21 protein-coding genes and 1 tRNA gene are annotated in these 25457 nt (G+C 43.9%); 2 read left to right on the top strand and 20 right to left on the bottom strand.

The features are described 5' to 3' along the window. Nucleotides 1-5: 5 nt before the first annotated feature. The 13 genes from L0660_RS20265 to smpB form a co-directional block, all read right to left on the bottom strand. A complete protein-coding gene (locus tag L0660_RS20265; RefSeq protein WP_235161098.1) occupies nt 6-1031 on the bottom strand; it encodes a heme A synthase in 1026 nt (341 codons plus the stop codon). Then, nucleotides 1009-2889 (bottom strand): cbb3-type cytochrome c oxidase subunit I, encoded by a 1881-nt coding sequence (locus tag L0660_RS20260; protein ID WP_051350275.1) that lies wholly within the window; start codon nt 2887-2889, stop codon nt 1009-1011. Before L0660_RS20260 ends, L0660_RS20265 begins: the two co-directional genes overlap by 23 nt. Nucleotides 2890-2917: 28 nt before the next feature. Then, the gene (locus L0660_RS20255) at nt 2918-4024 is read right to left on the bottom strand and encodes a cytochrome c oxidase subunit II (protein WP_235161097.1); all 1107 of its coding nucleotides are present in this window, start codon (nt 4022-4024) and stop codon (nt 2918-2920) included. Between the two features lie 22 nt (nt 4025-4046). Continuing rightward, nucleotides 4047-5399, bottom strand: a complete 1353-nt coding sequence (locus L0660_RS20250) for a quinol:cytochrome C oxidoreductase (RefSeq protein ID WP_235161096.1) — start codon at nt 5397-5399, stop codon at nt 4047-4049. Between the two features lie 33 nt (nt 5400-5432). Beyond that, entirely contained in the window at nt 5433-6056 is a 624-nt protein-coding gene (locus L0660_RS20245) for a cytochrome c (protein ID WP_235161095.1), read from the bottom strand. Continuing rightward, nucleotides 6056-6586 (bottom strand): DUF3341 domain-containing protein, encoded by a 531-nt coding sequence (locus tag L0660_RS20240; RefSeq protein WP_233799010.1) that lies wholly within the window; start codon nt 6584-6586, stop codon nt 6056-6058. The genes L0660_RS20245 and L0660_RS20240 overlap by 1 nt, the downstream gene beginning before the upstream one ends. Before the next feature lie 34 nt (nt 6587-6620). Further along, entirely contained in the window at nt 6621-8054 is a 1434-nt protein-coding gene (gene nrfD, locus L0660_RS20235) for an NrfD/PsrC family molybdoenzyme membrane anchor subunit (protein ID WP_026631755.1), read from the bottom strand. Between the two features lie 48 nt (nt 8055-8102). Further along, a complete protein-coding gene (locus L0660_RS20230; RefSeq protein ID WP_235161094.1) occupies nt 8103-11195 on the bottom strand; it encodes a TAT-variant-translocated molybdopterin oxidoreductase in 3093 nt (1030 codons plus the stop codon). Nucleotides 11196-11241: 46 nt separating this feature from the next. Then, nucleotides 11242-12480 carry a c-type cytochrome gene (locus tag L0660_RS20225; RefSeq protein ID WP_235161093.1) on the bottom strand — a complete coding sequence of 413 codons (1239 nt, stop codon included), beginning with the start codon at nt 12478-12480 and terminating at the stop codon, nt 11242-11244. A 342-nt stretch (nt 12481-12822) separates the two neighbouring features. Beyond that, a tRNA-Cys gene (locus L0660_RS20220) sits at nt 12823-12893 on the bottom strand. Nucleotides 12894-12974: 81 nt separating this feature from the next. Next, on the bottom strand, nt 12975-14801 hold the full coding sequence (gene rpsA, locus L0660_RS20215) for a 30S ribosomal protein S1 (RefSeq protein ID WP_233799013.1): 1827 nt from the start codon (nt 14799-14801) through the stop codon (nt 12975-12977). A gap of 198 nt (nt 14802-14999) precedes the next feature. Beyond that, a complete protein-coding gene (locus L0660_RS20210) occupies nt 15000-15509 on the bottom strand; it encodes an HNH endonuclease (RefSeq protein ID WP_026631751.1) in 510 nt (169 codons plus the stop codon). Nucleotides 15510-15653: 144 nt separating this feature from the next. Further along, nucleotides 15654-16112, bottom strand: a complete 459-nt coding sequence (gene smpB, locus L0660_RS20205) for an SsrA-binding protein SmpB (protein WP_026631750.1) — start codon at nt 16110-16112, stop codon at nt 15654-15656. Nucleotides 16113-16172: 60 nt separating this feature from the next. On the opposite strand from smpB, the gene L0660_RS20200 reads away from it, so the two are divergent. Continuing rightward, on the top strand, nt 16173-16652 hold the full coding sequence (locus tag L0660_RS20200) for a nuclear transport factor 2 family protein (protein WP_235161092.1): 480 nt from the start codon (nt 16173-16175) through the stop codon (nt 16650-16652). Nucleotides 16653-16654: 2 nt separating this feature from the next. Here L0660_RS20200 and L0660_RS20195 read toward each other — a convergent pair whose 3' ends face one another. Both L0660_RS20195 and accD read right to left on the bottom strand, forming a co-directional pair. Further along, the gene (locus L0660_RS20195) at nt 16655-17632 is read right to left on the bottom strand and encodes a radical SAM protein (RefSeq protein WP_235161091.1); all 978 of its coding nucleotides are present in this window, start codon (nt 17630-17632) and stop codon (nt 16655-16657) included. A 1-nt stretch (nt 17633) separates the two neighbouring features. Then, nucleotides 17634-18476 carry an acetyl-CoA carboxylase, carboxyltransferase subunit beta gene (accD, locus tag L0660_RS20190; protein ID WP_233799016.1) on the bottom strand — a complete coding sequence of 281 codons (843 nt, stop codon included), beginning with the start codon at nt 18474-18476 and terminating at the stop codon, nt 17634-17636. Nucleotides 18477-18714: 238 nt separating this feature from the next. Between accD and L0660_RS20185 the strand changes: the two genes are divergently transcribed. Continuing rightward, entirely contained in the window at nt 18715-19257 is a 543-nt protein-coding gene (locus L0660_RS20185) for an NADPH-dependent FMN reductase (RefSeq protein WP_084439741.1), read from the top strand. Between the two features lie 38 nt (nt 19258-19295). Here L0660_RS20185 and ftsZ read toward each other — a convergent pair whose 3' ends face one another. Genes ftsZ through murG form a run of 5 tightly spaced genes read right to left on the bottom strand, consistent with a single transcriptional unit; the run spans nt 19296 to nt 25456 of the window. Beyond that, the gene (ftsZ, locus tag L0660_RS20180; RefSeq protein ID WP_233799017.1) at nt 19296-20720 is read right to left on the bottom strand and encodes a cell division protein FtsZ; all 1425 of its coding nucleotides are present in this window, start codon (nt 20718-20720) and stop codon (nt 19296-19298) included. A 34-nt stretch (nt 20721-20754) separates the two neighbouring features. Then, nucleotides 20755-22116, bottom strand: coding sequence for a cell division protein FtsA (gene ftsA / locus L0660_RS20175; RefSeq protein WP_233799018.1), 1362 nt, complete (start codon nt 22114-22116; stop codon nt 20755-20757). Between the two features lie 15 nt (nt 22117-22131). Next, nucleotides 22132-22908 (bottom strand): cell division protein FtsQ/DivIB, encoded by a 777-nt coding sequence (locus L0660_RS20170; RefSeq protein WP_235161090.1) that lies wholly within the window; start codon nt 22906-22908, stop codon nt 22132-22134. Nucleotides 22909-22933: 25 nt separating this feature from the next. After that, complete coding sequence (gene murC / locus L0660_RS20165; RefSeq protein WP_235161089.1) at nt 22934-24325, bottom strand: UDP-N-acetylmuramate--L-alanine ligase; 1392 nt, start codon at nt 24323-24325, stop codon at nt 22934-22936. A gap of 33 nt (nt 24326-24358) precedes the next feature. Continuing rightward, entirely contained in the window at nt 24359-25456 is a 1098-nt protein-coding gene (murG, locus tag L0660_RS20160) for an undecaprenyldiphospho-muramoylpentapeptide beta-N-acetylglucosaminyltransferase (protein WP_235161088.1), read from the bottom strand. Nucleotide 25457: the final 1 nt, after the last annotated feature.

The following is a 25457-nucleotide window of genomic DNA, read 5'->3' as shown; positions in this document are numbered from 1 at the left end:
TGTTTCTAAATCGTACTCTTTTCCAGACGGATATCTGACGAATACTTTAAATACTTATTTCCATTTACGACAAGCCAAATCACAAATTGAAGGCCAATCAATAATATTGCAAATGTAAGGTGCAATGGCTGGGCAAATGCCGGTACTCCAAAATAAGCCATCAAAATCCCTGTGGCAATTTCGACTATCAATATACAAAAGCAAGCATTTGCAATCCTTCCTGCTATCGAATACCTGCCTTCCGCTTTAAAAATTTTGCTGATCCAATAAAGGTTTACAACAAAAAGAAGAATTGAAAAGGATCGGTGTATATAAAAATTCAAACCCAACTCATCAATCCATTGGCTTCTCGCCTGATAACCTAACCTGTGAACCACCTCGTCAATTGCCTCCCTAACCTGAGTTCCAAGCAAGATCTGAATCAATGATAATGTGATCACTACTACGCCAATCCCACCGATTGCCTTCTTGCTTGACTCTTTCAACTGTAAAATGTTGCCAGCATAAGCCGACCAGGTGTAAAGAAACAAAAGCAGAAAAACGATCACAATGGCTAACAGCATATGGAGCGTTACAACCACCGGCAACAATTCAAAGGACACAACTTTGGCACCCAGCCACCCCTGAAATCCTACCAGAATGAACGCTGACAAACTGTAATAGAAGATTCGCTTGTTTCCGGATTTAAGGAAAGGTATGGAGGCTAATAGTGTCAGGAAGATCATTACCCCTGTGAAAGCGCCCAGAAGTCTGTTTACGTATTCAATCCATGTTTTAACCGGATTAAATTCAATCTCTCCTTTTAGCTTAGCGCCGTAAATTTCCTTGTAGTTGGCCGGTAATTGCGAAATTTCAGTCGGCGGAACCCATCGTCCGAAGCAACGCGGCCAATCCGGACAACCCATTCCAGCGCCCGTGCTCCTCACTACCCCACCCGCTATAATAAGAAAATAGAGTACAATGACAGTATTCAAGGCCAACCGACGGAACCGTCGGTTGGCCTTGATTTCAATGTGCGTTGAACTGATCATTATAATTTTGTGACTCAATCGCCTTTTCTGTGGCTATCAGTTCATTCTCATGCGGGAAGTTGGATTCCAGTGTTTGAGAATATGGTACGTTTTGCGGAATGAAATCTTCCTTAGCGCCCGGCTTGCTGTAATCGTAAGACCAGCGGTAAACTGCTGGGATCTCTCCAACCCAGTTTCCGTGACCAGGATTAATTGGTGTAGTCCATTCCAATGTGTTGGATCTCCATGGATTCTGTGGGGCTCTCTTACCTTTGAAGATGCTGTAAAAGAAGTTCCAAAGGAAAATGAACTGCGCAAGGAATGACAAGATCGCCGCGATAGATATGAACATGTTCATGTCCATAAACTTATGCGTAAAGTCGTAGCTGGTGAACTGGTAGTATCTGCGTGGGAAACCTGCGATACCCACATAGTGCATCGGAATAAATACAAGATAAATACCAATGAATGTCAACCAGAAGTGAATCTGACCCAAAGTCGTATTCATCATTCTGCCAAACATTTTAGGGAACCAGTGATAAACGCCTGCGAAAAGTCCGAAGGCAGATGCAGCTCCCATTACAAGGTGGAAGTGGGCTACAACAAAGTAAGTATCGTGAAGCTGAATGTCAAGCGCACTGTTTCCAAGGATAATCCCCGTCAAACCACCAGATACGAACAACGAAACAAGACCGATCGAGAACAACATTCCAGGTGTGAAAACAATGTTTCCTTTCCACAGTGTGGTAATGTAGTTAAATCCTTTCACAGCAGATGGAACCGCAATGATCAATGTAAGGAACATAAATACGGATCCAAGGAATGGATTCATACCTGTTACAAACATATGGTGAGCCCATACGATAAATGCAAGGAATGCAATACCCAACATGGATGCAATCATCGCACGGTAACCGAAGATAGGCTTACGTGCGTTGGTTGCAATAACTTCGGAGGTGATACCAAGTCCTGGTAATAGTACAATGTAAACCTCAGGGTGACCCAGGAACCAGAACAAATGCTGGAACAAGATCGGGCTACCACCTACGTTAGGAAGGGCTTCGCCATTGATATAAATATCTGACAGATAAAAGCTTGTGCCGAAGTGACGGTCGAAAATCAGAAGCAATACAGATGACAAAAGAACAGGGAAAGAAATCAGACCCAAAACCGCTGTGATAAGGAAGGACCAGATCGTTAGCGGAAGACGGTCGAACGACATTCCTCTTGTACGCAAGTTGATAACTGTAGTAATGTAGTTGATCCCACCCAAAAGCTGAGATACAATAAAAAATGCCATACTAGCCAACCAAAGCGTCATACCCATTCCTGAGCCTGGGTGTGCCTGTGGCAGTGCGCTCAATGGTGGATAAATTACCCAACCACCTGCTGCTGGTCCAGCTTGCAAGAATAATGACGCAAACATGATAACACTGGCCAGGAAGAAAAACCAGTAAGACAACATGTTCATGAAACCAGACGCCATATCGCGTGCGCCGATTTGCAAAGGAATCAAGAAGTTACTGAATGTTCCGCTCAGACCGGCAGTCAATACAAAGAATACCATGATGGTTCCGTGCATTGTAACCAAGGCGAGGTAAAAATTAGGATCCAATTTACCAGCATCACTGATCCATCCGCCCAAGACAGGTTTTAGCCAGGAAAGATTAGAGTCCGGCAAACCCAATTGAATACGGAAAATCACTGACATGGAAATCCCGATCACCGCCCACAAAATCCCGGTGATCAAATATTGCTTCGCTATAACTTTGTGGTCTTCACAAAATATATATTTCTGCCAAAAGTTTTGTGCTTCATGGTGGTGTTCATGCTCAGTTTCGTGGTGATGAGCTGTTTCCAATCCTTCAATAGCTGACATATACTTTTAATGTATTTAAATTAACAAATTAGCGTAGACTTGTACTTGTTCCTGCTCCTCCTGTGGAAGTTGCTGAACTATCAACAGGAGTTGCCGCTTCGGCTGGCACATATTTCATCGCCTTCGCTTTCAAATTCTCTGGCACTTTCGCAAGATATTCAGGGTAAGTTTGAAGGAAAGTTGCTTGCTCAGCACACCACTTCTTATAAGACGCTTCGTCTTCAACTATCAATCGCATTTTCATTGAAAAGTGTCCCTGACCGCAAACCTCAGTACATGCAATTTCGTAATCAAAATTAGCATTACCTGTTTCAGCGCGCATATCGGCTGTTGTCTTGTCCGCCACGAACCAGAATTTAGTCGGCATACCTGGAACAGCATCCATTTTCACACGCATGTGAGGGATAAATACACTGTGCAAAACATCCCTGGCGCGTATTTTAAGCAGCACTGGACGATTTACAGGAATGTGCATTTCACTTGGATTGGTGAAATCATCAAAAGAATTCTCATCAGAAAGATCTATACCAACCTCATTTTGAGAATCGATCAATTTATAGTTATAGTCTCCCAATTTATTATCGCTCATCCCAGCATAACGTGCAATCCAGTTGAATTGCTTGCCTGTGATTTCAATCACTTCCGCATCTCTCGGTGCATCAGAAGTTATATCCGACCATGCTTTCCAACCTGTAAATACCAAAAGCGCCATTACAATTGCCGGAACGATCGTCCAGATAAGTTCAAGTCTGTGGTTATCAGGATAGAATGATGCACGGTGATTTTTCTTATGCTGATATTTCCATGCAAAAAAGAAGATCAGGAAGTTAACGATGATGAAAGGAATCGTCAAGATTCCCATTGAAAACCAAAACAGGTCGTCGGTTCTCCTTCCGTGAATCGAAGACGCCTCAGGCAAAAAGAACTCACGGGCATGAAGATAAGACCAAGTGATCGCAATCGCTCCTACAATGAGGATTACGATAAACATGGCACCATTCCATTTATTACCCGACGGCTCCGCATCAGGCGAATCGGTTTTATTTACATTCTTGAGAACATTCTGAAGCCTGGATATCACAACGCCTGTGAGAACCAGAAAAACAAGAGCAACTAATGCGATAATAATATTCATGATAATAAACTGGGTTTTGCAATTAGGCTATATCGTGATGCAATGATTCCTCCAACATTGGATGATTCCTTGGTATCAAATTCGCCTTTTCTAACTGACTTGCAATTGAATAACCAAACGCACATATAAAAATAAGGAAGAAACCCCATTCCAACGGACCGAAACCTGCACTTGCTCCAAGCGTACCCGGCATTATATTGGTATAAAAATCCATATAATGACCAATAATCACACTCCAGCAAGCCACTTTGAGAATTGAATGTGTATACTTCGCATCACGCGTCATTAAAACAAGGAATGGGAAGAAGAAATTCAGGAACAACGTGATAAAGAATGGCGCCTTGAAAAACCCACCGTGACCTCTAAAACGCTCCAAAAAGTAAATCGTTTCTTCCGGTAAGTTAGCGTAGTAAATCAAAAGGAATTGAGCAAACCACACATAAGTCCAGAAGATACTGAATGCAAATACGAATTTCCCTAAATCTCTAAGGTGACTTGAATTTACTGCTCTCAAATATCCACGCTCTCTCAGCATTACAATAACCAAAGTGATTACTGCAAGGCCAGCAACGTGCCAGCTAGCAAGCGTATACCATCCAAACATTGTGCTGAACCAGTGGGTGTCAATCGACATAACAAAGTCCCATGCAGAAGTCGAAGAAGTAACACCAAACACTACCAGGAACGCAGTTCCGAACCGGATCGATTTTTCATAAAACTCAGTTCCGCCAATTTCATCTTCTTTCAAAGATAAATTACGGATCACACGCCACAACCAATACCATACCGCGAAATAAAATACAAGTCTGAAAACAAAGAATGGTGTATTCAAAAAGCCTCTTTTCCCAGCGATAATCGGATCATATTCAGGTCCGCCTACTTCGTAAAGCCCTTCATGAGTCCAGTGAAACAAATCGTGACCTCCGAAAATAAACGTTAACAACATCACAATCCCCGTAAATGGCAAAAACGCTGGTAACGCCTCAGGAACTCTTTTAAATACAGCAGACCATCCCGCTTGCGCCAGATAATTGTAAGAAATAAAGAACATTCCCACAACGGCCATACCAGTGAAATAAACACCATTTACCCAAAGGTTAGCCCAGATGCGAGTCATCAAGCCAGCCTCGTGATGTCCCGTCGCAGCAGCAGCTTCATGTCCGGCAGCACCATGTCCTGCTGCCCCATGTCCAACTGCGGCAGCTGCTTCCGCACCATGTGCTGCAGCCTCGTGTCCGCCACCATTAGCTGCCAGGAAAGCACCTAATGCAACTAACGCTATGCCGATGCCACCGCCAATAATTAAATTTCTTTTAGCCCCCGAAGTAAATTCAAACCGTTCTTCAATAGAAGGAATCGAATGTGCTGATGCCATTATTTATTTTATTTCTCTGTTATCAAAAACTAATTAAGCTCCCTTCTGCAATTTTTGTACATAATGTACAATCTTCCAACGCTCCTCAGGATTGATCTGAGATCCATGTGGCCACATACGTGCTTTTCCATGCGTAATGACGTGGAAAATGTGACCTTCATTTAGATTTTTGTAGGCGTCGCTTGCATAGTTGGGAACCCCTTTATACATCGCTGCAACTTTTCCGTCTCCGGCTCCTGTTGCGCCATGGCAATGCTGGCAATATCTGTCGTAAAGTACTTTGCCTTCTGCCAAAGTATTTTCGTTTAATGGAATAGGGTTTTTCAACACACGCTCTGAAATGGAGATGCTGTCAGCAGGAATGTTGTAAACCATCAAATCTGTATTTACAGAATCCGCTTCACCGAAGGATGTCTGATAATTACGTCTTGCCACTGTTCCGGCCACAGGTAATCTCATTGTCAGACCCATTGGATTAATAGGGTTTGCCTTTTCCTGTTTGTATGGTTCATAACCAACAGGCAAGTACATATTGGGTGCATACTCTTTACCAGGATCATTAGGATCCCTTGTGCAACCAGCCGCAGCAGTAAGGATTACAGCAGCAACTAACAGATATTTATATAAATTTTTAAATTTCATTTTCTCAAACTCCATTAAAATTGCTTAATGTTGACTTCTTCTGCTCCGCTGTCTCTCAATGCTCTTGAAATTTCATCTTCTGACATTGAATTTCTTCCCAGATCAATCGCCATTACAAACTTGTTATCTGTTGAGCGCAAATCAAATCTTGGATGAAAATGCGTACCGGGTCCCAGGCCATTTGAAATAAAGAATGTTGTAACCATTCCAAAAGCTGTGAATAGAACAGTAAGCTCAAATGTGATCGGAATGTAGTTAGGAATTGAAATAGGATCCTTACCACCGACAATCATCGGCCAGTCAATTCCCATTGTCCAGATCATCAGCGTCAATGCAACGCAGCATCCAGTTACACCAAACATGAAGGCGGCAATCCCAATCCTTGTTCTTGGATGACCCAATGCTTCGTCCAGTCCGTGAATCGGAAATGGAGAATACACTTCTTTTATTTTTACTCCTGCTTTTCTGAGCTTTGGCACTGCATGAAGAACAGTATCGTCATCGTCGTAAACTCCGACCAAATATTTACCAGATAATTCTGCCATATCAATACTTATATTAAAATACCTGTCAGTCTAATTATTCTTTATCCTTATCAAAAGCCGGTTCAGCTGTACCACGCTGTCTAACCTTCGCCACACCAGCAATTTTGGTAGGCAGATTAGCAGATGTAGAACGAATCACTGCCTTAACTTCCGCCATATTGATCACCGGCAAATATTTGGAGAACAATAGGAATAGGGTAAAGAACAAACCGAATGAGAAAATGTAGTCACCGATGTCATAGCGTGTAGGCGAGAACATTGCCCAGCTAGAAGGAATGTAGTCACGGTGCAGCGACGTAACAATGATTACAAAACGCTCGAACCACATACCAATGTTTACAACTACTGAAATGAAGAATGTAAAGGTGATGCTTCTGCGTAATTTTCTCGACCAGAAAAGCTGTGGAGAAATTACGTTACAAGTCATCATCGCCCAGTATGCCCACCAGTAAGGACCGGTCATACGGTTGAAGAATGCATAATATTCATATTCAACACCCGAGTACCAAGCAATAAAGAACTCGGTAATGTAAGCCACACCAACCACAGAACCGGTCAACGTGATAACCTTGTTCATCGTTTCAATGTGCTCAAGCGTGATATAATCTTCAAGCTTGTAAACAACTCTTGTGATCAGCATCAGGTTTTGCACCATTGCGAACCCTGAGAAAATCGCACCCGCAACGAAGTATGGAGGGAAAATTGTTGTATGCCATCCGGGAATAACCGATGTTGCAAAGTCCATACTTACAATTGTGTGAACTGAAAGTACAAGAGGTGTAGAAAGACCCGCGAGAATTAAGCTGATGTATTCATAACGTGCCCACGTCTTTGCTGATCCGTCCCATCCCATTGCGAATGTTCCGTACATTAAACGAGACACTTTACTTGTTGCACGGTCACGGATTGTAGCAAGGTCAGGAATAAGACCAATGTACCAGAACACTAATGAAACTGAGAAATATGTACTGATCGCAAATACGTCCCAAACAAGTGGCGAGTTGAAGTTAACCCAAAGAGATCCGAATGCGTTTGGAAGCGGAAGCGCCCAATATGCCATCCAGGGACGGCCCATGTGCATCAGGATAAATGATGCTGCGCAGATAACCGCGAAAATCGTCATCGCTTCTGCTGCACGGTTGATAGATGTTCTCCATTTCTGACGGAACAAAAGCAAGATCGCGGAGATCAGCGTTCCGGCGTGACCGATACCAACCCACCAAACGAAGTTAGTGATATCCCATGCCCAGCCAACTGTCTTGTTCAGACCCCATACGCCAAGCCCTTCCCACCAAGTCCATGCAAGACAAACCGATCCATAAGCCAAAACAATCAGAGAAAGCCCAAAAGCAATTTTCCATTCCTTGGTTGGAGCTCCTTCGACATGCCGACATATGTCTTCCGTTACGTCTGCGTACGTTTTCCCACCTTGAATCAGCGGTTCTCTTACAGGTGAAGTAACATGCATACTACTATAATTTATAATGATTTAATCTTCTAAAACTCTATTTTCAAATTAAGCGTGTTCCTTTTTTTCAGGAGCCTTCGCAGCAGCGTCTTTGTTACGAACCTTGGTTAAATAGGAGATTTGTGGACGAACATTGATCTCTTCCAGCATGTGGAATGCGCGGCCTTCTTTCTCAACTTCAAGCAACTTCGAAATTCTGCTCTCGGGATCGTTCATGTCTCCGAATGTGATCGCGTTAGTCGGGCAAGACGAAGCACAAGCCACATTTACCTCTCCATCTACGATGCGTCTTCTCTCTTTTTTAGCAGTCAGTTTCGCTTCCTGGATTCTATGAACACACATTGAGCATTTTTCAATAACTCCCCTCGAACGTACAGTAACGTCAGGGTTGATCACCATTTTACCAAGATCATTGTTGAAGTGGTAATCGAAGTTTTCGTTATCAAAATATTTGAACCAGTTGAAACGACGTACTTTATATGGGCAGTTATTCGCACAATATCTCGTACCAACGCAACGGTTGTAAGTCATTTGGTTGAGCCCTTCTGAACTGTGCGTAGTAGCCAAAACAGGACAAACCGTTTCGCAAGGCGCATTGTTACAGTGCTGGCAAAGCATCGGCTGGAATGTAACTTCCGGATTTTCAGAAGCGATTTCTAATCCTCTCAAATCTTCAACATCTGCATCACTGCTGTAATAGCGGTCGATACGCAGCCAGTGCATTTCACGCGCATTGATTACTTCCTGACGTCCTACAACTGGGATGTTGTTTTCAGCCTGGCAGCTAACGACGCAAGAACCGCAGCCAAAGCATGTGTTCAGGTCAATGACCATTCCCCATGAATGGTTTTTATATTTATGTCCATTCCAAAGAGACAGATCGGTCGCATCTACTACGCCATCTGATGTCGGGATTTTCGGAACAAACCGGCCCGCCATTGGATCTTTCTGGAAATGAGCCAAAACAGTCTCTTGAAGAACCGACTTACGGTTCATCACCGTATTGTGTGTCTGAGTCTGTGCTATTTCTCTTGTATCACCTGTTTTAGAAACAGTTACTTCACCAGGAGCGAATGTCAGATAACCATCAGCGAATGCTGCAAGCGGATAAACATTCTTTCCAACTCCATTTGCAGATTTCCCTGCTTTTTCGCGACCAAATCCAATTGCAATAGCAACTGTGCCGTTGGCCAGACCGGGTTGGATGATAACCGGTACTTCAACCGCTTTACCTTTAATATCCACTTTTACCACATCTCCCTGTGCAAGGCTAAGATCTGCCGCTGTCTTCTGGGAAACACATGCGTGGTTATCCCAGCATGCTTTGGTAACCGGCTCAGGTAACTCCTGAAGCCATGGGTTATTTGCTGCAAATCCGTTACCAAGACCGACATTTTCGAACAAGGCAAGTTCAATTCCGGAAGTAGAAGCTTTATATTTTTTAGCAATTCCTGCTGCTGCTGCACTCAAATCTCCTGAGAATGTTGCTCCCGTAGCTGCCGTAGTTGCAGGCACGTCATACACACCGTCATGAAGGGACTTAATCCAGAATTTTTCGAAATCTCCCGTTCCACCTTGCGTGTAAACATTCTTTTTCCAATATGCCTTAACGTACTCGTGATAGTCAGTTGGCAGTCCAGCCCATTTCAGTAAGCTAACTTGCGCCTGACGTGTGCTGAAAATCATGCTGATAGCAGGCTGACCAAGGCTGTAAGATCCTGCAACCGGCTCTGCATCATTCCAGGATTCCAGGTAATGTGGAGCTGGACAAATGTATTTTAACAATGAAGATGTTTCGTCCGCGCGGTCATTAAATGAAACGCTCAGTGAAACTTGTGGTAAAGCTGCTGCCAATTCTGCACCGCGAGGGTGATCATAAACCGGATTAGCACCAAATAAAATCAATGCCGCAACTTTTCCGCCTTTCACTTCGTCAACAAGACTGTTCATCGCCACGTCATTTCCTTGACGATAATTAGCAGGCTTATCCAGATTAATGGTTGTTCCGTAACTTCCAAGCAAGCCGTTCAAAGCATTGATAACAACTTGAACAGATGCATCATTGATACCGCTTACAACCAATGCCTGTCCTTTTGCAGCTACTAAATCAGCTGCTGCTTTATCAAGATTAGGAACATCGATTGCAGCCGTTGCAATAGGCGATCCACCTAATTTAGCGGCTACCTTATTATAAAGAGCAGCTGCTACCAAACCAAGTTGTGATGGCTTAACTGCTGTACGATAATCTGAGTTAGAACCCGTTACAGAAAGAATCGCTTCAAACTGATAATGACGGGACATTTCTTTCTTGCCTTCTTTGTCGCTGCCTAGTCTACGTGTTTCTGCAAACTGAGCCGAGAATGTATCAGGTGAAACCCAGGTTCCAAGGAAATCAGCGTCAATGCCAACGATGACCTTTGCTTTGCTGAAATCGTAAGATGGGAAAACTGCTTTGCCAAATGAAAGCTCATTTCCTTTCAAAATCGCTGACGACGAGTTAGCGTCGTACATGACATGCGTAGTCGTAGGATATTTCGTGGTGAAATCGGCAATAACCGACTTTGTAGAAGGGCTCAGAATCGTAGAAGAAAGAATTCTGATCGCTCCGCCTTGCGCTGAAATTTTAGTAAGTTGATCTAAGATCTCTTTATCAACTGCATCCCAGCTAATCTTTGTATCTGAACCCTTTTTAGGGCCTTTTAACTTTTCGTTATCATATAATCCCAAAAGCGAAGCGTGAGCGCGGGCGCTGACACCAAAAGATGTTTTGGAAAGTGAATTGCTTTCAATTTTAACAGGGCGCCCTTCGCGTGTCTTAACGAGAATACTTGCGTAATCGCCACCTTCTGCATATGTCGATGCGTACCAGTTGGCTATGGTTGGGAATTCGCCCTCAGGCTTATTAACGTACGGTATTGCTTTCTTTACAGGTGCTTCGCAAGCTGCCAATGATACTGCAGCCATTCCAAAACCCAGCACTTTCAAAAAATCTCGGCGGTGGGTTCCAGCTCCATCTACCAAACTTTCGTATTGGTTTTCGGTCGGACCGTCGGAAAACTCAGAACGCGCTTCTTTTACAAATTTCTCGTCGTTCCGCAGCTCTTCTAGTCCCCGCCAGTATCTTTTATTAGTATTTTCCATAAAACTATTCAATACAAATGAGTTGTATCAGGTAATATTGTTTTGATTAATAGTGGCATTTAGAACATTCCAACCCACCTATATCAGCAACTTTCAATGCTTCTTTGCTTTCACCAGCGTGCAGCTGCACCAACTTATCGTAGTACTTGTTGTCTTTTGTATTAACCTCCGTTTTACGGTGACAGTCGATACACCATCCCATTGTCAAGGATGAGCGTTGCTGGATCACTTCCATTTTCTCAACCTCTCCGTGACAGTTCTGGCATTCAAGTCCACCCACATTAACGTGCTGAGCGTGATTGAAGTAGGCCAGATCAGGAAGGTTATGCACCCTTACCCATTCGATAGGCTGGTTGTTTTCAATAGAAGTATAAATTTTCTGAATTTCAGGTGATTCCTTTTTGATGACGCCGTGGCAGTTCATACAAATGTTAGCAGAAGGAATATGTGCTGATTTACCGCGGTTTACGCCGGTATGGCAATAGTTACAGTCAATCTTGTATTCACCTGCATGCAACTTGTGAGAGAATGAAATCGGTTGTTTTGGTGCGTAACCTTGTTGCACACCTACACTATACGCACCGTCCAATGTTGCTTTTAAAACAAGCAGAACAAAGATCCAGATAGTAGCAGAACGAATGGCAGGATCAGAAGCGATTCTTTTCAGCGAGTTGCCCAGGCGACTCATAAAATCCCCTTTTTCAACCGTTGTTCCCGGCTCACCGCTCACTGCTTTGGAAAGCAATGATACAATTACTAAAAGAACACCCAGCACCAGAAGCATTACCACTACAAGTGCCGCAAGCACAATCACAAACAAATCAGAAGGACCATCGCCTTGTGAAGAAGCACCACCAGCAGCAGCGCCACCAGCAGCAGGAGCTCCGGCAGCCGCAGGAGCAGCGGTTCCAGCTTGATCAATATAAGCGAAGATTCCTTTTATATCATCGTCTGATAAGTTAGGAAAGCTTGTCATTTGCGCTTTCGAATACTCGTTGTAGATCTTAACGGCATAAGGATCTCCGGAAGCGATGACAGCCTGGGAATTGCGAACCCATTTTGAAAGCCATGCAAAGTCATGACGTCCGCTCACTCCTTTAAGACCCGGACCAACTACACGTTCATCCGTAACAGCGTGGCATTGCGCGCAGTTATTTTTGAAAAGTGTCTCGCCTTTGGCAGCATCTCCGCCACCAGCTGGCGCACCGGCAGCAGGTGCAGCTCCCGCAGCAGCAGTGCTGTCCTGAGCATATATTAAGCTTGGTACACTTAATAATATAGCCACGGCGATGGCAGCTATAAATGTTTTTGAGTAACTAAAGAAGGAACAAAACTTAGCGTCCTTTCGGAATGGTATATTCATAATCAACTATTCATTATTCTTCAACAGACAAAACTAGTTCACGATTTTTTATCCACAAAAGTATTTAAGGGATATTTTGGGCACCTATCTTATTTATAATTTGTCTAATTTGTACACATATTTTAGATCACTGAGTGATGGAATTTTTTATTGATTTTCAGACACTTAGCAACAAAAAATGCCATTTGGAAACCAGCTTCGAGGTTTCAAACAAATGGCATTTTTCTACTATAAATTTGTGTGCCAATTTCATCGAGGCACGGGAGGTTCCGAGCGGATTCGAACCGCTGTACGAGGTTTTGCAGACCTCTGCCTAGCCACTCGGCCACGGAACCAATTTGGATTAGCTGCTGCTCTCGCTGGCAGCTAATCCGGGTGCAAAAGTATCAAAAAAATTCGCTACTCCGCACTATTGTTTACTTTTTTCCTTTCTTTTCGCTTTCTTCCATTTGTTCTTTCAATGCTGAAAGAACGCTCAGGTCTCCGAAAGTTGATTTCTCACCTTCTTTGGTTGAGTCCGAAGAAGGAGCGCTTTTCGCAGGAGCAGAAGATTGTGCCTTTGCAGGACGATCTTCTTTTTTCTCCTCAGGAGCAGGCGCTGCTTTCGTTACTTTGGAATGCGTAAGAACGATTTTCTTTTCGTCTTTCAAGAATTCAAGAACAGTGAAGTCAAGGCTTTCACCTACTTCTGCCACTGTACCGTCTTCTTTCGTCAGGTTTTTGATAGCAGAAACGCCTTCGATTCCGTAAGGAAGTTCAAGGGTTGCGAATTTATCACCTTTTGCAACGATTGTAGATTTATGAACAGAACCCACTTCAAAGATGCTTTCGAAAGTATCCCATGGGTTTTCTTCAAGTTGTTTGTGGCCAAGAGCCAGACGACGGTTGTCCGCATCCAGTTCAAGAACAACAACTTCAAGCTCGTCATTTACTTTCACGAAGTCAGAAGGATGTTTGATTTTCTTAGTCCATGAAAGGTCAGAAACGTGAACAAGACCGTCGATACCTTCTTCTAGCTCGATGAACAAGCCAAAGTTAGTAAGGTTACGAACTACTCCTTTGTGACGTGTTCCGATTGCATACTTGTCTTTCAACGAAGCTTGTGTCCAAGGATCCTCAGTCAATTGCTTAATACCAAGAGACATTTTACGCTCGTTACGATCCAGTGTCAATACTACTGCACTGATTTCGTCATTTACGTTCATGAATTCCTGAGGATTGCGCAGGTGCTGAGACCATGACATTTCAGAAACGTGGATCAAACCTTCAACACCTGGTTTGATTTCAAGGAATGCGCCGTAATCAGCAACATTAACAATACGTCCTGTAACTTTTGATCCAACCTGCATTTCTTCTGCAAGAGAATCCCATGGGTGAGACTGAAGTTGTTTCAAGCCAAGAGAAATACGTTTTTTCTCTTCGTCGAAATCCAACACAACCACGTTCAATTTCTGATCCAGCGCAAGCAGGTCAGATGGATGGTTGATACGGCCCCATGAAATATCAGTAATGTGAAGAAGACCATCTACACCACCAAGGTCAATGAACACACCGAAGTTTGTCATGTTCTTGATAACGCCTTCCAGAACCTGACCTTTTTCAAGGTTGTTCAGGATTTGCTGACGTTGTGCTTCAAGATCTTTTTCGATCAATATTTTGTGAGATACAACTACGTTATCATTTGCGTAGTTAATCTTAACAACTTTAACCTCCATACGCTTTCCAACAAAAATGTCGAAATCGCGGATAGGCTTAACATCGATTTGTGAACCTGGCAAGAAAGCCTCGATGCCGAATATATCAACAATAAGACCACCTTTGGTTCTTCTTTTCACGTTCGCATCGATAACCACATCCTCGTCAAACGATTTCTGAATGTTATCCCATGCAGTAATAACTTTTGCTTTTTTGCGTGAAAGAACAAGCTGACCCTGTGCGTCTTCCTGGTTTTCTACGTAAACTTCCACTTCGTCGCCAATTTTCATTCCTGGCAAATCGCGGAATTCATTTGAAGATACGATACCATCAGATTTGAAACCGATGTTAAGGATCACTTCACGGTCTGTAATACCTACTACAATACCTTTTACTACTTCCTTTTCCTGAACAGGAGAAATGGTAGTCTCATACATTTGTTCGAAACGATCGCGGTCAGCAGTTGAATAACCCGTACCGAAACCTTTGTCTGCTGCTTTATCCCAATCGAAATCAGGAAGAGGTTGATGTTGATTTTCCTTAGACATAAATAGGAATTATTGCTCTGTGTACATCAGCTTCCGAGCTAAATAGCTGAAAATTAGTTAAACAAGTATTTTTTGAAAAAATAGAGCGCAAAAGTACGCATTATTCAAAATAAAATCCCTAGTAAGAGTGGATTTTTTTGAAATCAATAATAGACGGGAAGAATTGAAGCTTTCGGAAGGGGAAATTCAGGCTATAAGTTAATATGATCTTTCCTTAACACCCAGATACGGAAGCCATTCTGCATCAGCCAAACCGGAAAAATCCCTGATGAACATTAAAAACGAAGGACGGAAAGGGCGCTGGCGAAGTGGCATGCCTACTTCTTCCGGTGTGTGGTCTCCTTTTCTTGAATTGCAGCGCTTGCAGGCAGTGGCGAGGTTATCCCAGGTGGTTTTGCCACCTCTGGATTTGGGAATAACGTGGTCTAGTGTGAGATTATCGTGTGTTCCGCAATATTGGCACCGGTTACTGTCCCGCTTGAAAAGGTTTTGCCTCGTCATGACAACACCTCTGTATGGAATATGAATGTAGCGGTTGAGGCGGATGACAACGGGCATGGGAAACTGATCGTTGACCGTTCGGAGATAATGTCTCGGCGATTCGGCCAGCATTTCGGCCTTGTTCATGTAGACTAATAAAAACGCCTTTGGAACGGTGCAAACACTTAACGCACTATAATCTTGATTAAGAACCAGTACTTTACCCATGAGCCCTAGAGGTATTTAATTCCGACAATATAGGAATTTTTACCTTACAAAACGCGCCCGCAAATTCAATTATTGTGAAAAAATAATTTGCAGAAGATGCCCTGTATCACCCGTTTAGCTGTTTTTAGAGTAAAGAATAGTTACCTAAAGATTCATGCGATCCGTTTCGCGCTTCATGTCCTTTTCTTTGATGGAATCGCGCTTGTCATACAACTTTTTACCTTTGGCCAATGCAATGTGCAACTTCGCCAGCCCGCGCTCGCTGGTAAAAAGCCTCACCGGAATGATCGTTAAGCCCTGATCTTTCAGATTCTCATTCAACTTCCGGCGTTCTCTCTTGGTAATGAGTAATTTACGGTCACGCATTGGGTCGTGATTGTAATGTGTCCCTTCCGTATAAGGGGAAATGTGCAGGCTCCTTATATAAAGCTCCCCGTCCATAAACAGACAGTATGCATCCTGGAAATTCACTTTGCCCTGCCGGATCGACTTTATCTCAGTTCCCGTCAGCACCATTCCGGTCGTAAACTCTTCCAGGAAGAAATATTCGAAGGAGGCCTTGCGGTTTTTTATATCTACTTTTTTAACTATTTTTTCAGACATATTAATTCTCAAATTCAAAAGGGGCTCAAAATTAAGCTTTTGTTAAAACTATACCAATTAATGAAAAAGCACGCACGCATGAACCGTCTGAGATTCGTCCTGACGATGATATCAATGTTTTTCTTTGCAAATAGCGCATTCAGCCAGAAATACGACCCGACCATTATGAGCACTGTAAATGCATTGTTTGACGGAATGCGCGAAGGAGACTCAACGAAAGTGCGAAATGCTTTTGCGTTAGGCTGCACAATGATGTCGGTGCCGGAAAATCCAAAGGATTCCATTGCGATTAAGAAAAGCTCAATCGAAGGATTTGTAAAAGCCGTGGGTAAACTACATTCAGAAAAGTGGGATGAGCAGATTTATAAAGTGAACATTTCAGTAGATGGGCCAATGGCGATTGTGTGGGCCCCTTATAAATTCTTCCTGGGGGAGAAATTCTCACATTGCGGCGTGAATGTTTTCACATTGATAAAAATCGCTAATACCTGGAAAATAACCTCCATAACAGACACGCGAAGAAAAGAAGGCTGCTTATAAACTCAAAACCGCACCATCTGCTTCCAGGTGCCTTTAATGCGGTTATACTTAATGGTGCTGGGAAGCGCTTTCCACCAGTATTTATTCATTTCCACGGCAAATGAGGGCTGCATATAGCAATTGATTGCGCAGCTTTCGCATGCCGGTAATTTGCCTTCCAATGCTACGAGCTTTTGGACTTCGTCGGAATGATAGAGATCGAAGAGATTTCCTTCGATAGGAAAATCTTTCAGGCCCAAATGATAACAGGGCAAAACGAGCTTGTTTTCGGGAGAGATGACAATAGTTGTGCTGGCTGCTTTGCACACCGGATCTTCGACGTGGTTTCCGCCATCGAGCCGCAATTGGATGAATGCTTCGTTAAGGTAAATGTTCTTCTGTTTTCCCCACCATGTCAGCTCGTTCAATGTTTCTTTGGAAAGATTGGAGCCGACATTGTTGTATTCAAAAACAGGGTTTAAGATCAGAATCAGATCATTGGGTAAACAAACTTCTTCCCAAAGCTGCCGGATTTGATTAACATTATTTTCAAAAACCGTAAAGATAATGTCCGGGCGTTCGCCTAGTGATTTGGCGATCGCTATGGATTCCATTACCTTATCAAAGCACTTCACATTTCTCGATTTATCATGCTCATCGCGATCCGGGGAATCGAGCGAGAAGTGGAGCATATCAATGAGGCCACGAAGCTTTTCCGCTTGTTTTGGATAAAGCAGTCCGTTGCTGGTCACCGTAGTGATCATGCCGTGGTCCTTGGCCTCTTTTAAAAGCACTTCCAGCTGCCTGTGGAGCAATGGTTCGCCGCCGGTAAAGTCGATGACCTTAACGCCCAGCTTTTTCAGATCCCTTAAATTTTCTCTTAAATTCTCAACCGTAATGTAGGGCGAAGGCTTTTCCCAAATGTCGCAGAAACCACATGATGCATTGCAGCGATAAGTCACGTAGTAATTGCAAAGGACCGGATGGGAAATCAAACGCATATCAACGAAGCATGGTAAGCAGGCTGGTTAATTTATCTTTCAGGTCTTTGCGGTCCACAATGAAATCCAGGAAGCCGTGTTCCAGAACAAATTCAGCGCTTTGAAATCCTTTTGGCAAATCTTTACCAATGGTTTCACGAATTACGCGCGGGCCTGCAAAACCGATCAACGCTTCTGGTTCTGAAATGTTGAAGTCGCCCAACATTGCATAGGATGCAGTAACACCGCCCGTTGTAGGATCCGTCAAAAGTGATATATATGGAATTTTTGCTTCCGATAGTTGTGCCAAACGTGCCGAAGTTTTGGCCATTTGCATCAGTGAAAATCCAGCCTCCATCATCCGCGCTCCACCCGATTTTGAGATCATCAGGAACGGGTGCTTGTGCTCCAATGCATATGTAATCGCACGGGCGATCTTCTCCCCCACAACCGAGCCCATGGATCCGCCAATAAAATTGAAATCCATACAAGCGATCACAATGTCCAGCTCATTCATCTTGCCGTGACCTGTCCTGACCGCATCTTTTAAACCCGTTTTCTGCATTGTTGACTTAATGCGGTCGGGGTAAGCTTTTGTATCAACAAAATGAAGCGGGTCGCCCGACATGAGATTTTCGTCGAGCTCTATAAACTCATTATCATCGAATAACAGGTTGAAATAAACATCAGAACCCACCTTTTCGTGATAATTGCAATGCGGACAAGTGAACGCATTCTGCTTATGCTCTCTGGTAGGCGTAATTTTTTTACAATTAGAACACTGGTACCATAAACCGTCAGGAGCTTCACGCTTCATTTCGGTGGGTGTATTAATACCTTTCTCTTTACGAATAAACCAGGACATACTATTACGTGAGTTAATTCTAAAAATCTGAATATCAGATTTTTAACTGCTTTTCATGATGAATGTTGGCCTCAAAGATAGCAATAAATGTCATGCATAGTAAAATGAACTATGCCGCAACATTACATTGATAAGCTGTTTACGGCACTATCTTGAACAATTTTGGCCTTAATTTGTTACTAAATCAGCCCATTAAGGGGCAACATACAGGCGACATCCGCCTCTTTACTTTACATTCATGACAACAACTTCTTCTCCTATCGTGATCATTGTAGGCACTAACAGGCCCAACTCCATGTCACGAAAAATAGCCGACTATTATCAGGAAATATTCAATAAGCTCAATGTTCCCAGTACAATCCTTGATCTGATAAACCTGCCGCATGATTTCACCGTGTCGGCGATGTACGAAAACTCAGGAAAAAACTCAGATTTTAATAATCTCAAATCCCTGCTGGAACAAACGGACAAATTTATCTTTATCGTTCCCGAGTACAATGGTTCCTATCCCGGCGTTCTCAAAGCATTTATCGACGGACTGCCTTATCCCAACAGCTTTACCAATAAGAAGGCCGCGCTGGTGGGCTTATCTTCCAATATGCAAGGGGCTGCATTAGCATTGAGCCATTTGAATGATGTATTTAGTTATCTGGGCATGAACACATTGGCATTACGGGTGAAATTAGGGCAGATCCGCTCACATTATCATGACAATGTAATATCCAATGCGTTGTACAAAGAACTGCTGGAACTCCAAGCCGGGCAAATGATCCATTTCTAAGCAAAAAAGGGAGCGTTTGCTCCCTTTTTTGTCCTTAATTATTTCAACCAGTGCTGCTCCATTTCGGTCGCTGGAACTGTGGGGCGCTTCCAGAGCTCCACACGGCTCCTGCGGAATGCGGGGCCTTCGAGATCCCCGAATTTTACCAGGCCGTCTTTGAACGAAGCGATCATTACATCCAGTTTTCCAATTTCTTCATTGTCCCAGTCACTATTGCCTTCAACATCTGTTATGGGCAACTGAGCAAATCCGCTTGGTACAATTTCACGGTCGATGATCAGATCGATCGGGCCGGTTGGCGTGCTTTCTTCCAACTCGCTGGTCACGACCAATTCTGTTTCGTATTCAGGCGCTTTAATTTCTTCTATAACAGGCTTAGCATCCGGTGTTTTGGATTTAATGCCGTTTCTAAGCTCAATTCCCGGGATAGGTGACTCTATGCTATCAAATCCTGCTGCAACAATCGTCACGCGTAATTTATCACCCAAAGAATCATCTGTAATGGTTCCCAGCTTGAACATCCGCGCTTCTCCACCCACTTGTGAAAGCACATAACGCCAGATTTCGCGCTGCTCCTTCATGGTCGCTTCCTTTTTCTTGCTTGTAGCAAGCGTTACCAGGATGCGTTTTGCTCCGCGGATATCCCTGTCATTCAAAAGCGGTGAATCCAGCGCTTCCTTAATGGCCATGGAAGCACGATCAGCTCCGGTCGCCTCAGAGGTTCCCATTACCGACTGGCCTGCATTCTTTAGGACTTTCTCAACATCTTTAAAATCCGTGTTGATATTTCCGTTTGTCGTGATGATCTCAGAAATACTTTTTACAGCATTAAGAAGAATTCCGTCTGCCTCGGCGAATGCCTGTGTCAGGGTCATGTCCTCATAAAGCTCTTCCAGCTTGTCATTCAAAACCACCAGCACCGTGTCACTGAACTCCTTTAATTGCTCAATCCCTTCGAGTGCCTGTTCCTTTTTATCAAGTCCTTCCCAGGTGTAAGGCGCAGTTACTACCGCCACTGTAAGCTTGCCCATTTCCTTTGCAAGCTGTGCAATCACCGGCGCGGCGCCTGTTCCTGTTCCACCACCCATACCCGCCGTGATAAACACCATTTGGGTCGATCCGCCGAGCAGGCTTTTGATTTCTTCAATCGTTTCCAACGCAGCTTCCTTGCCTTTGGTAGCATCCGTTCCGGCTCCCAAGCCCTGCGTTAATGTTGCACCAAGCTGGATTTTTACGGGCACCGGGCTGTTCGCAAGCGCCTGGCGGTCGGTATTACACACTGCAAATTCTACATCCTTGATCTTTCTCTCAAACATGTAGTTGACCGCATTGCTTCCTCCACCTCCAACACCGATCACCTTGATAATGGCTGGCTCTGCCTGGTGTTCGCCGGTAGGCTGGTCTTTAATTATTTCGTTCACAATGTAGTCCTGGTCTAAAGATTGCAACAAGCTTTTATTCATATTTTCGGAGATTGAATGCGTTTATGCTTTGTTTTCAATAGTCACTCAGACCATCATCTTTTTTGCGGATAATGCTGTTAAAGCTATCCCAAAAAGTCCCGACTTTCTTACCAGGCTCTTCCTTAGGCGGAATTTCCTTTACTTTCTCACGCTGCACAACAGTGCCTGTGTTAAATGAAGTCGTAGGCTTGCAAACCGATTTTACCCGGGGATCTATATTACGAAGTCCGGCCCAAGCCAGACCGATCGCTGTGCTGTATGAAGAATTGCTGACCGCATCTGCTTTGGCGGTTCTTTCCAGGTTTTCGGGATAACCCACCCGGACTGACATGTTTGTTACTTTCTCAAATAGTTTTTCAATCTCATCAATATTCGCAGACCCGCCGGTGAGCACGATTCCACCGATAAGCTTATCCAGATATCCTGATTTGATAATTTCTGCATAAACCATCGCTGCGATCTCTTTCAATCGCTCTTCAATGATCAATGCTACATTTTTCTTTAAAACTTGCTTTGGAGCACGTCCAGCCAGGAAGTTAACCAGGATTTCAATGTTTAACGGAACGTCGGCAGCAATAGCTACGCCGTATTCCTGCTTCAATCGTTCTGCATTCTCAACCTGAATGCCGCAACCTGTTGCGAGGTCATTCGTAATATGCCTGCCGCCAATCGGGAAAGTAGCAATGTGGCGTACAATGCTATCATGATATATTACCAGGTCCGTCGTATGGTCCCCGATATCCACCAGCGCAATGCCGGCTTTTGTTTCATTGTCTGTTAAAACCGCAAGACTGGTAGCCAACGGCGCAAAAACCATCTTGTCGCATTTCAAATTATGGTCTGCATCTGCCAGACTCTTTTTTGTACGCAAAACAGATTGACTGTTTGCCGAGATAATCAGGAAGTTACCGCCCAGTTTAATACCCGTCCTGCCTACTGGCTCCCGCACATTCATGGAATTGTCTACGACAAACTCCATGGGTAAAACATGCAGAACGTCGTAATTAGGCTCGATTTTAGCCCTGTACATATCATCAACAAGCTGATCCACATCTCTTTGCGTAACCTCTTCGCCGGAAGACGCCGAAGGCCGGATCACGCCATCATTATGCTGACTTACCTTTACCTGCGTGCCGCCAAAACTAACATTCACCACCGCAATGTCCAGGTCCGAGCGGGAAGATGCTTCCGCGAGCGCTTCACGAACTGCGGTCCCTACTTGTTTTATATTTTCAACGGCTCCGTTTACAACTGCACCTTTGGGAACAGGGACTTCGCTAAAACCTAAAATTTCAATATTGTTTTGACGAGAGCCCGACGCGGCTCCCTGTGCAGCAACCACGGTAATTTTCGTGCTCCCAATATCTACGCCTACTACAATTTTTTCGTGTGCCATGCTGATGGTGAATTATTATTCACAAACTATTTGATTCTGAAACTTAATACTAATTTTTTTATACCTGCTCCAGTCCTGGCTCAATATCTTGTTATAGAACATTTTGAGCTTATCGAATTTGGATTCATAATTTTCTGCCGATCCAAACTCAATGCGCTGGTCCCCCAGGACCGTCATCATATGAATTTCACCATCTTTGTCAGCGTCCAGCTGTGCTACCTGTGCTTTCCAAAAGGGATCCGCATTTAAAAAGCGCAAAAGCTCCATCAATGAAGCCCCTTTGGTTGTCTTTAATTTTTCAGGATCATTGAAAAATGAACCGGAAACCAGCAATGTCCTGGCCGAATAACTATCCGATAACGGAAAAAAAACGCCTTCATCACTGATATAGTAACCAGATGAATTGCGCATTTCGCCATTTTCAGAAGTGTTGATCCATCTTGCCAGCGGCCGTTCCTGCTCCACTTCTACCACCACATTCCCTTTCAAGTCACGATAAACCTGACACTTCCTGATCAGTTTGTTCCTGCGCACCCGATGCTCTAAATCATTGAGTGCAACGTCACTTAACCTGCTGCCTAACAGCGGATCTGCTCCGTTTTCAGTTACCAGCATGCGTACATCCATCTGATTAAGGAACCTTGCTCCCGAATCTCCTTCAATGGATATCACAAGATTTGTACAACGCTGATTACCAAGCTTATTTTCTGCCATGCCTATCCCGGCTATTGGCAAAATGAGCCATAAACTACGTTTTAACAAAAGCCATGGATAGTCAAATTTACGTAACATCTTAGTAATATTAAAAATGCTTTGACTAATTATTCACAATTGAATTTTTCAGCAAGTTCCTGATCGGTTCAACCAATGTATCAATGTCTCCGGCCCCTATTGTCACCACAATATCCGTATTTAAATCAGCTAAAACGTTCAAAACTTTATCTTTAGTGATAAGTTGTTTCTCCTTTGCAGTGATCTTTTCCATCAGCATTCCCGAATTCACTCCTTCTATAGGCTGTTCCCTCGCCGGGTAAATTTCCAGCAGGAGAAGCCGATCTGCCAGCGAGAGGCTCTCGGCAAATCCGTCCGCAAAATCGCGTGTGCGGGTGAACAGGTGCGGCTGGAAAATCGCCGTTACATGTCTTCCCGGATACAGGCCCTTTACAGATGAAAGAAATGCTTCGATTTCTGTCGGATGATGGGCATAATCGTCAATGTAGATGTGTCCATCCTCTTCAAGCTGATATTCGAAGCGCCGTTTTACGCCGCCATAATTTTCGAGTGCTTCTTTGATTTTTTCCGGATCCACACCCACATGCAAAGCCACCGCGCTGGCTGCAACTGAATTTTCAATGTTATGGTAACCCGGGATCTTCATCGCAATTCCTTCGATCGTGCCGTCAGGATGGATGAGGTCAAAAACAAAACGCGCGTTTTCAATGTGAATGTTTGCCGAATGATAATCTCCTGAATTGAGCGAATAGGTAAGCACTTTCGCTTTTGTCGATGAAGCCAGCTCCAATCCTTCACGCATAAAAAGCACGCCATTGTCGTCGATCTGGCTTACATAATCCCGAAACGATTCAAGCACATTTTCATGCTTTCCATAAATGTCCAGATGATCCGCGTCAGTGGAAGTAACAATGGCGATTTCAGGAAATAATGTCAGAAATGACCTGTCGAATTCGTCGGCTTCAACTACACAAAAAACTTCTTCCAGGTTGTCTGTCGGCTCATTGAGGAGGAGATTTGTCCCATAATTTTGAGTGATCCCCCCAAGAAACGCGGTGCTGTTTACCTTCGCATGACGCAATATGTGTGCTACCAGCGAAGAAGTTGTTGTTTTTCCGTGCGTTCCGGCAACGCCAATTGTTCTCAGATTTTTAGTTAACAATCCTAAAACCTGCGAACGCTTTAAAATCAGGAAGTTATTATCCCGAAAATAGATCATTTGCTTATGCTGAACCGGAACTGCCGGCGTGTAGATCACAAGCGTTTCATCAGGATTTGCCGCGAATTCGGCTGGAATAGTGCCGATTTCGTCTTCAAGCGTTACAGTAATGTCCTCATCTTGGAGCTTTTGGACTAATGTTGTCAATGTCTTGTCATAACCTGCCACATTAAAACCATTGGCCTTAAACCATCTTGCCAATGCGCTCATGCCAATTCCGCCGATTCCAACAAAATATATGTATTTCCAATTTGTCATAGATGACGACATAAGATCAATTCCTGAGGTTATTTACTTAATTAATTTAAAAACTTCCGCTGCAATGTCGTCAGCAGCATTAGGCCGGGCCAGCTTCCTGATGTTTAGCTTCAATCCGTCCTGTTTTGCAATATCCTTTAACAATTGAAGTGCCTGAGAGACAAGCTTTTCCATTGTTTCTGAATCTTTGATCATTAATGCCGCATCCTGCTCCACCAATGTCAATGCATTCTTCGTCTGATGGTCCTCAGCCGCGGCCGGAAATGGCACCAGAATAGCCGGTTTAGCAGCCAGACATAGCTCAGAAACAGACAATGCGCCTGCTCTGGAAATCACTACATCGGCAACCGCATAGGCCAGGTCCATTGTATATATGAAATCGAAAGCTTTAATTTTATCTGTTCCAAGGCCCGCAATGGTTTGCTTGGCCGTATCAATGTAACTTCTTCCCGTTTGCCACAAAACCTGATAACCGGCTTCTAATAATTGAGGCAGGCCTGCATTGATACTCTCATTAATAGATCTGGCGCCAAGGCTTCCGCCCATGACAAACAAGGTCTTATGCGCACCATCCAGACCAAATTCGACCAGCGCCTCCTTATTTCTGGCAGAAACATCCACAATGTCACTCCTTACCGGATTGCCTAGCAGCGCGATCTTCTCAGCAGGGAAAAACGCATCCATACCGGGATATGCCACACAGATTTTCTTCGCTTTTTTACTCAAAAACTTATTGGTAATGCCTGCATAAGAATTCTGCTCCTGGATCAATGTCGGGATGCCCGCCAGAGACGCCATCATGAGCAGAGGACCACTCGCAAAACCGCCTACTCCTACCGCAACATCGGGTTTAAAATCCTGAATAATGCGCTTTGCTTTGGACAGGCTGTTTAAAAGTTTGAACGGAACCAGGAGATTATCCAGAGACAAGGATCTCTTCAGACCTGCAATGGGTAAACCAACGATTTCGTAACCCGCACGCGGCACTTTTTCCATTTCCATTTTTCCCAAAGCTCCCACAAAAAGCACTTCGAGATCCGGATCTTTCTTTTGTAACGCATTGGCTATTGCAATGGCCGGATAAATGTGTCCGCCCGTGCCGCCGCCGCTGATAATGACCTTTTTTGACATT

The sequence above is a fragment of the Dyadobacter sp. CY351 genome, assembly GCF_021502625.1.
Classification (GTDB): Bacteria; Bacteroidota; Bacteroidia; order Cytophagales; family Spirosomataceae; genus Dyadobacter; species Dyadobacter chenhuakuii.
Note: the sequence above shows the minus strand (reverse complement) of the source record. Positions and strands in the feature narration are given on the sequence as shown.

Bases quoted from the DNA above. Each gene is read 5' to 3' on its own strand.
- accD (WP_233799016.1), bottom strand. From the start codon at position 18,476: ATGTCCTGGTTTATTCGTAAAGAGAAAGGTATTAATACACCCACCGAA.
- nrfD (WP_026631755.1), bottom strand. From the start codon at position 8,054: ATGCATGTTACTTCACCTGTAAGAGAACCGCTGATTCAAGGTGGGAAA.
- L0660_RS20265 (WP_235161098.1), bottom strand. From the start codon at position 1,031: ATGATCAGTTCAACGCACATTGAAATCAAGGCCAACCGACGGTTCCGT.
- murC (WP_235161089.1), bottom strand. From the start codon at position 24,325: ATGACAAATTGGAAATACATATATTTTGTTGGAATCGGCGGAATTGGC.
- smpB (WP_026631750.1), bottom strand. From the start codon at position 16,112: ATGTCTGAAAAAATAGTTAAAAAAGTAGATATAAAAAACCGCAAGGCC.
- ftsA (WP_233799018.1), bottom strand. From the start codon at position 22,116: ATGGCACACGAAAAAATTGTAGTAGGCGTAGATATTGGGAGCACGAAA.
- L0660_RS20170 (WP_235161090.1), bottom strand. From the start codon at position 22,908: ATGTTACGTAAATTTGACTATCCATGGCTTTTGTTAAAACGTAGTTTA.
- L0660_RS20260 (WP_051350275.1), bottom strand. From the start codon at position 2,889: ATGTCAGCTATTGAAGGATTGGAAACAGCTCATCACCACGAAACTGAG.
- L0660_RS20200 (WP_235161092.1), top strand. From the start codon at position 16,173: ATGAAAAAGCACGCACGCATGAACCGTCTGAGATTCGTCCTGACGATG.
- rpsA (WP_233799013.1), bottom strand. From the start codon at position 14,801: ATGTCTAAGGAAAATCAACATCAACCTCTTCCTGATTTCGATTGGGAT.
- L0660_RS20255 (WP_235161097.1), bottom strand. From the start codon at position 4,024: ATGAATATTATTATCGCATTAGTTGCTCTTGTTTTTCTGGTTCTCACA.
- murG (WP_235161088.1), bottom strand. From the start codon at position 25,456: ATGTCAAAAAAGGTCATTATCAGCGGCGGCGGCACGGGCGGACACATT.
- L0660_RS20195 (WP_235161091.1), bottom strand. From the start codon at position 17,632: ATGCGTTTGATTTCCCATCCGGTCCTTTGCAATTACTACGTGACTTAT.
- L0660_RS20250 (WP_235161096.1), bottom strand. From the start codon at position 5,399: ATGGCATCAGCACATTCGATTCCTTCTATTGAAGAACGGTTTGAATTT.
- L0660_RS20185 (WP_084439741.1), top strand. From the start codon at position 18,715: ATGACAACAACTTCTTCTCCTATCGTGATCATTGTAGGCACTAACAGG.
- L0660_RS20230 (WP_235161094.1), bottom strand. From the start codon at position 11,195: ATGGAAAATACTAATAAAAGATACTGGCGGGGACTAGAAGAGCTGCGG.
- L0660_RS20210 (WP_026631751.1), bottom strand. From the start codon at position 15,509: ATGGGTAAAGTACTGGTTCTTAATCAAGATTATAGTGCGTTAAGTGTT.
- L0660_RS20245 (WP_235161095.1), bottom strand. From the start codon at position 6,056: ATGGAGTTTGAGAAAATGAAATTTAAAAATTTATATAAATATCTGTTA.
- ftsZ (WP_233799017.1), bottom strand. From the start codon at position 20,720: ATGAATAAAAGCTTGTTGCAATCTTTAGACCAGGACTACATTGTGAAC.
- L0660_RS20240 (WP_233799010.1), bottom strand. From the start codon at position 6,586: ATGGCAGAATTATCTGGTAAATATTTGGTCGGAGTTTACGACGATGAC.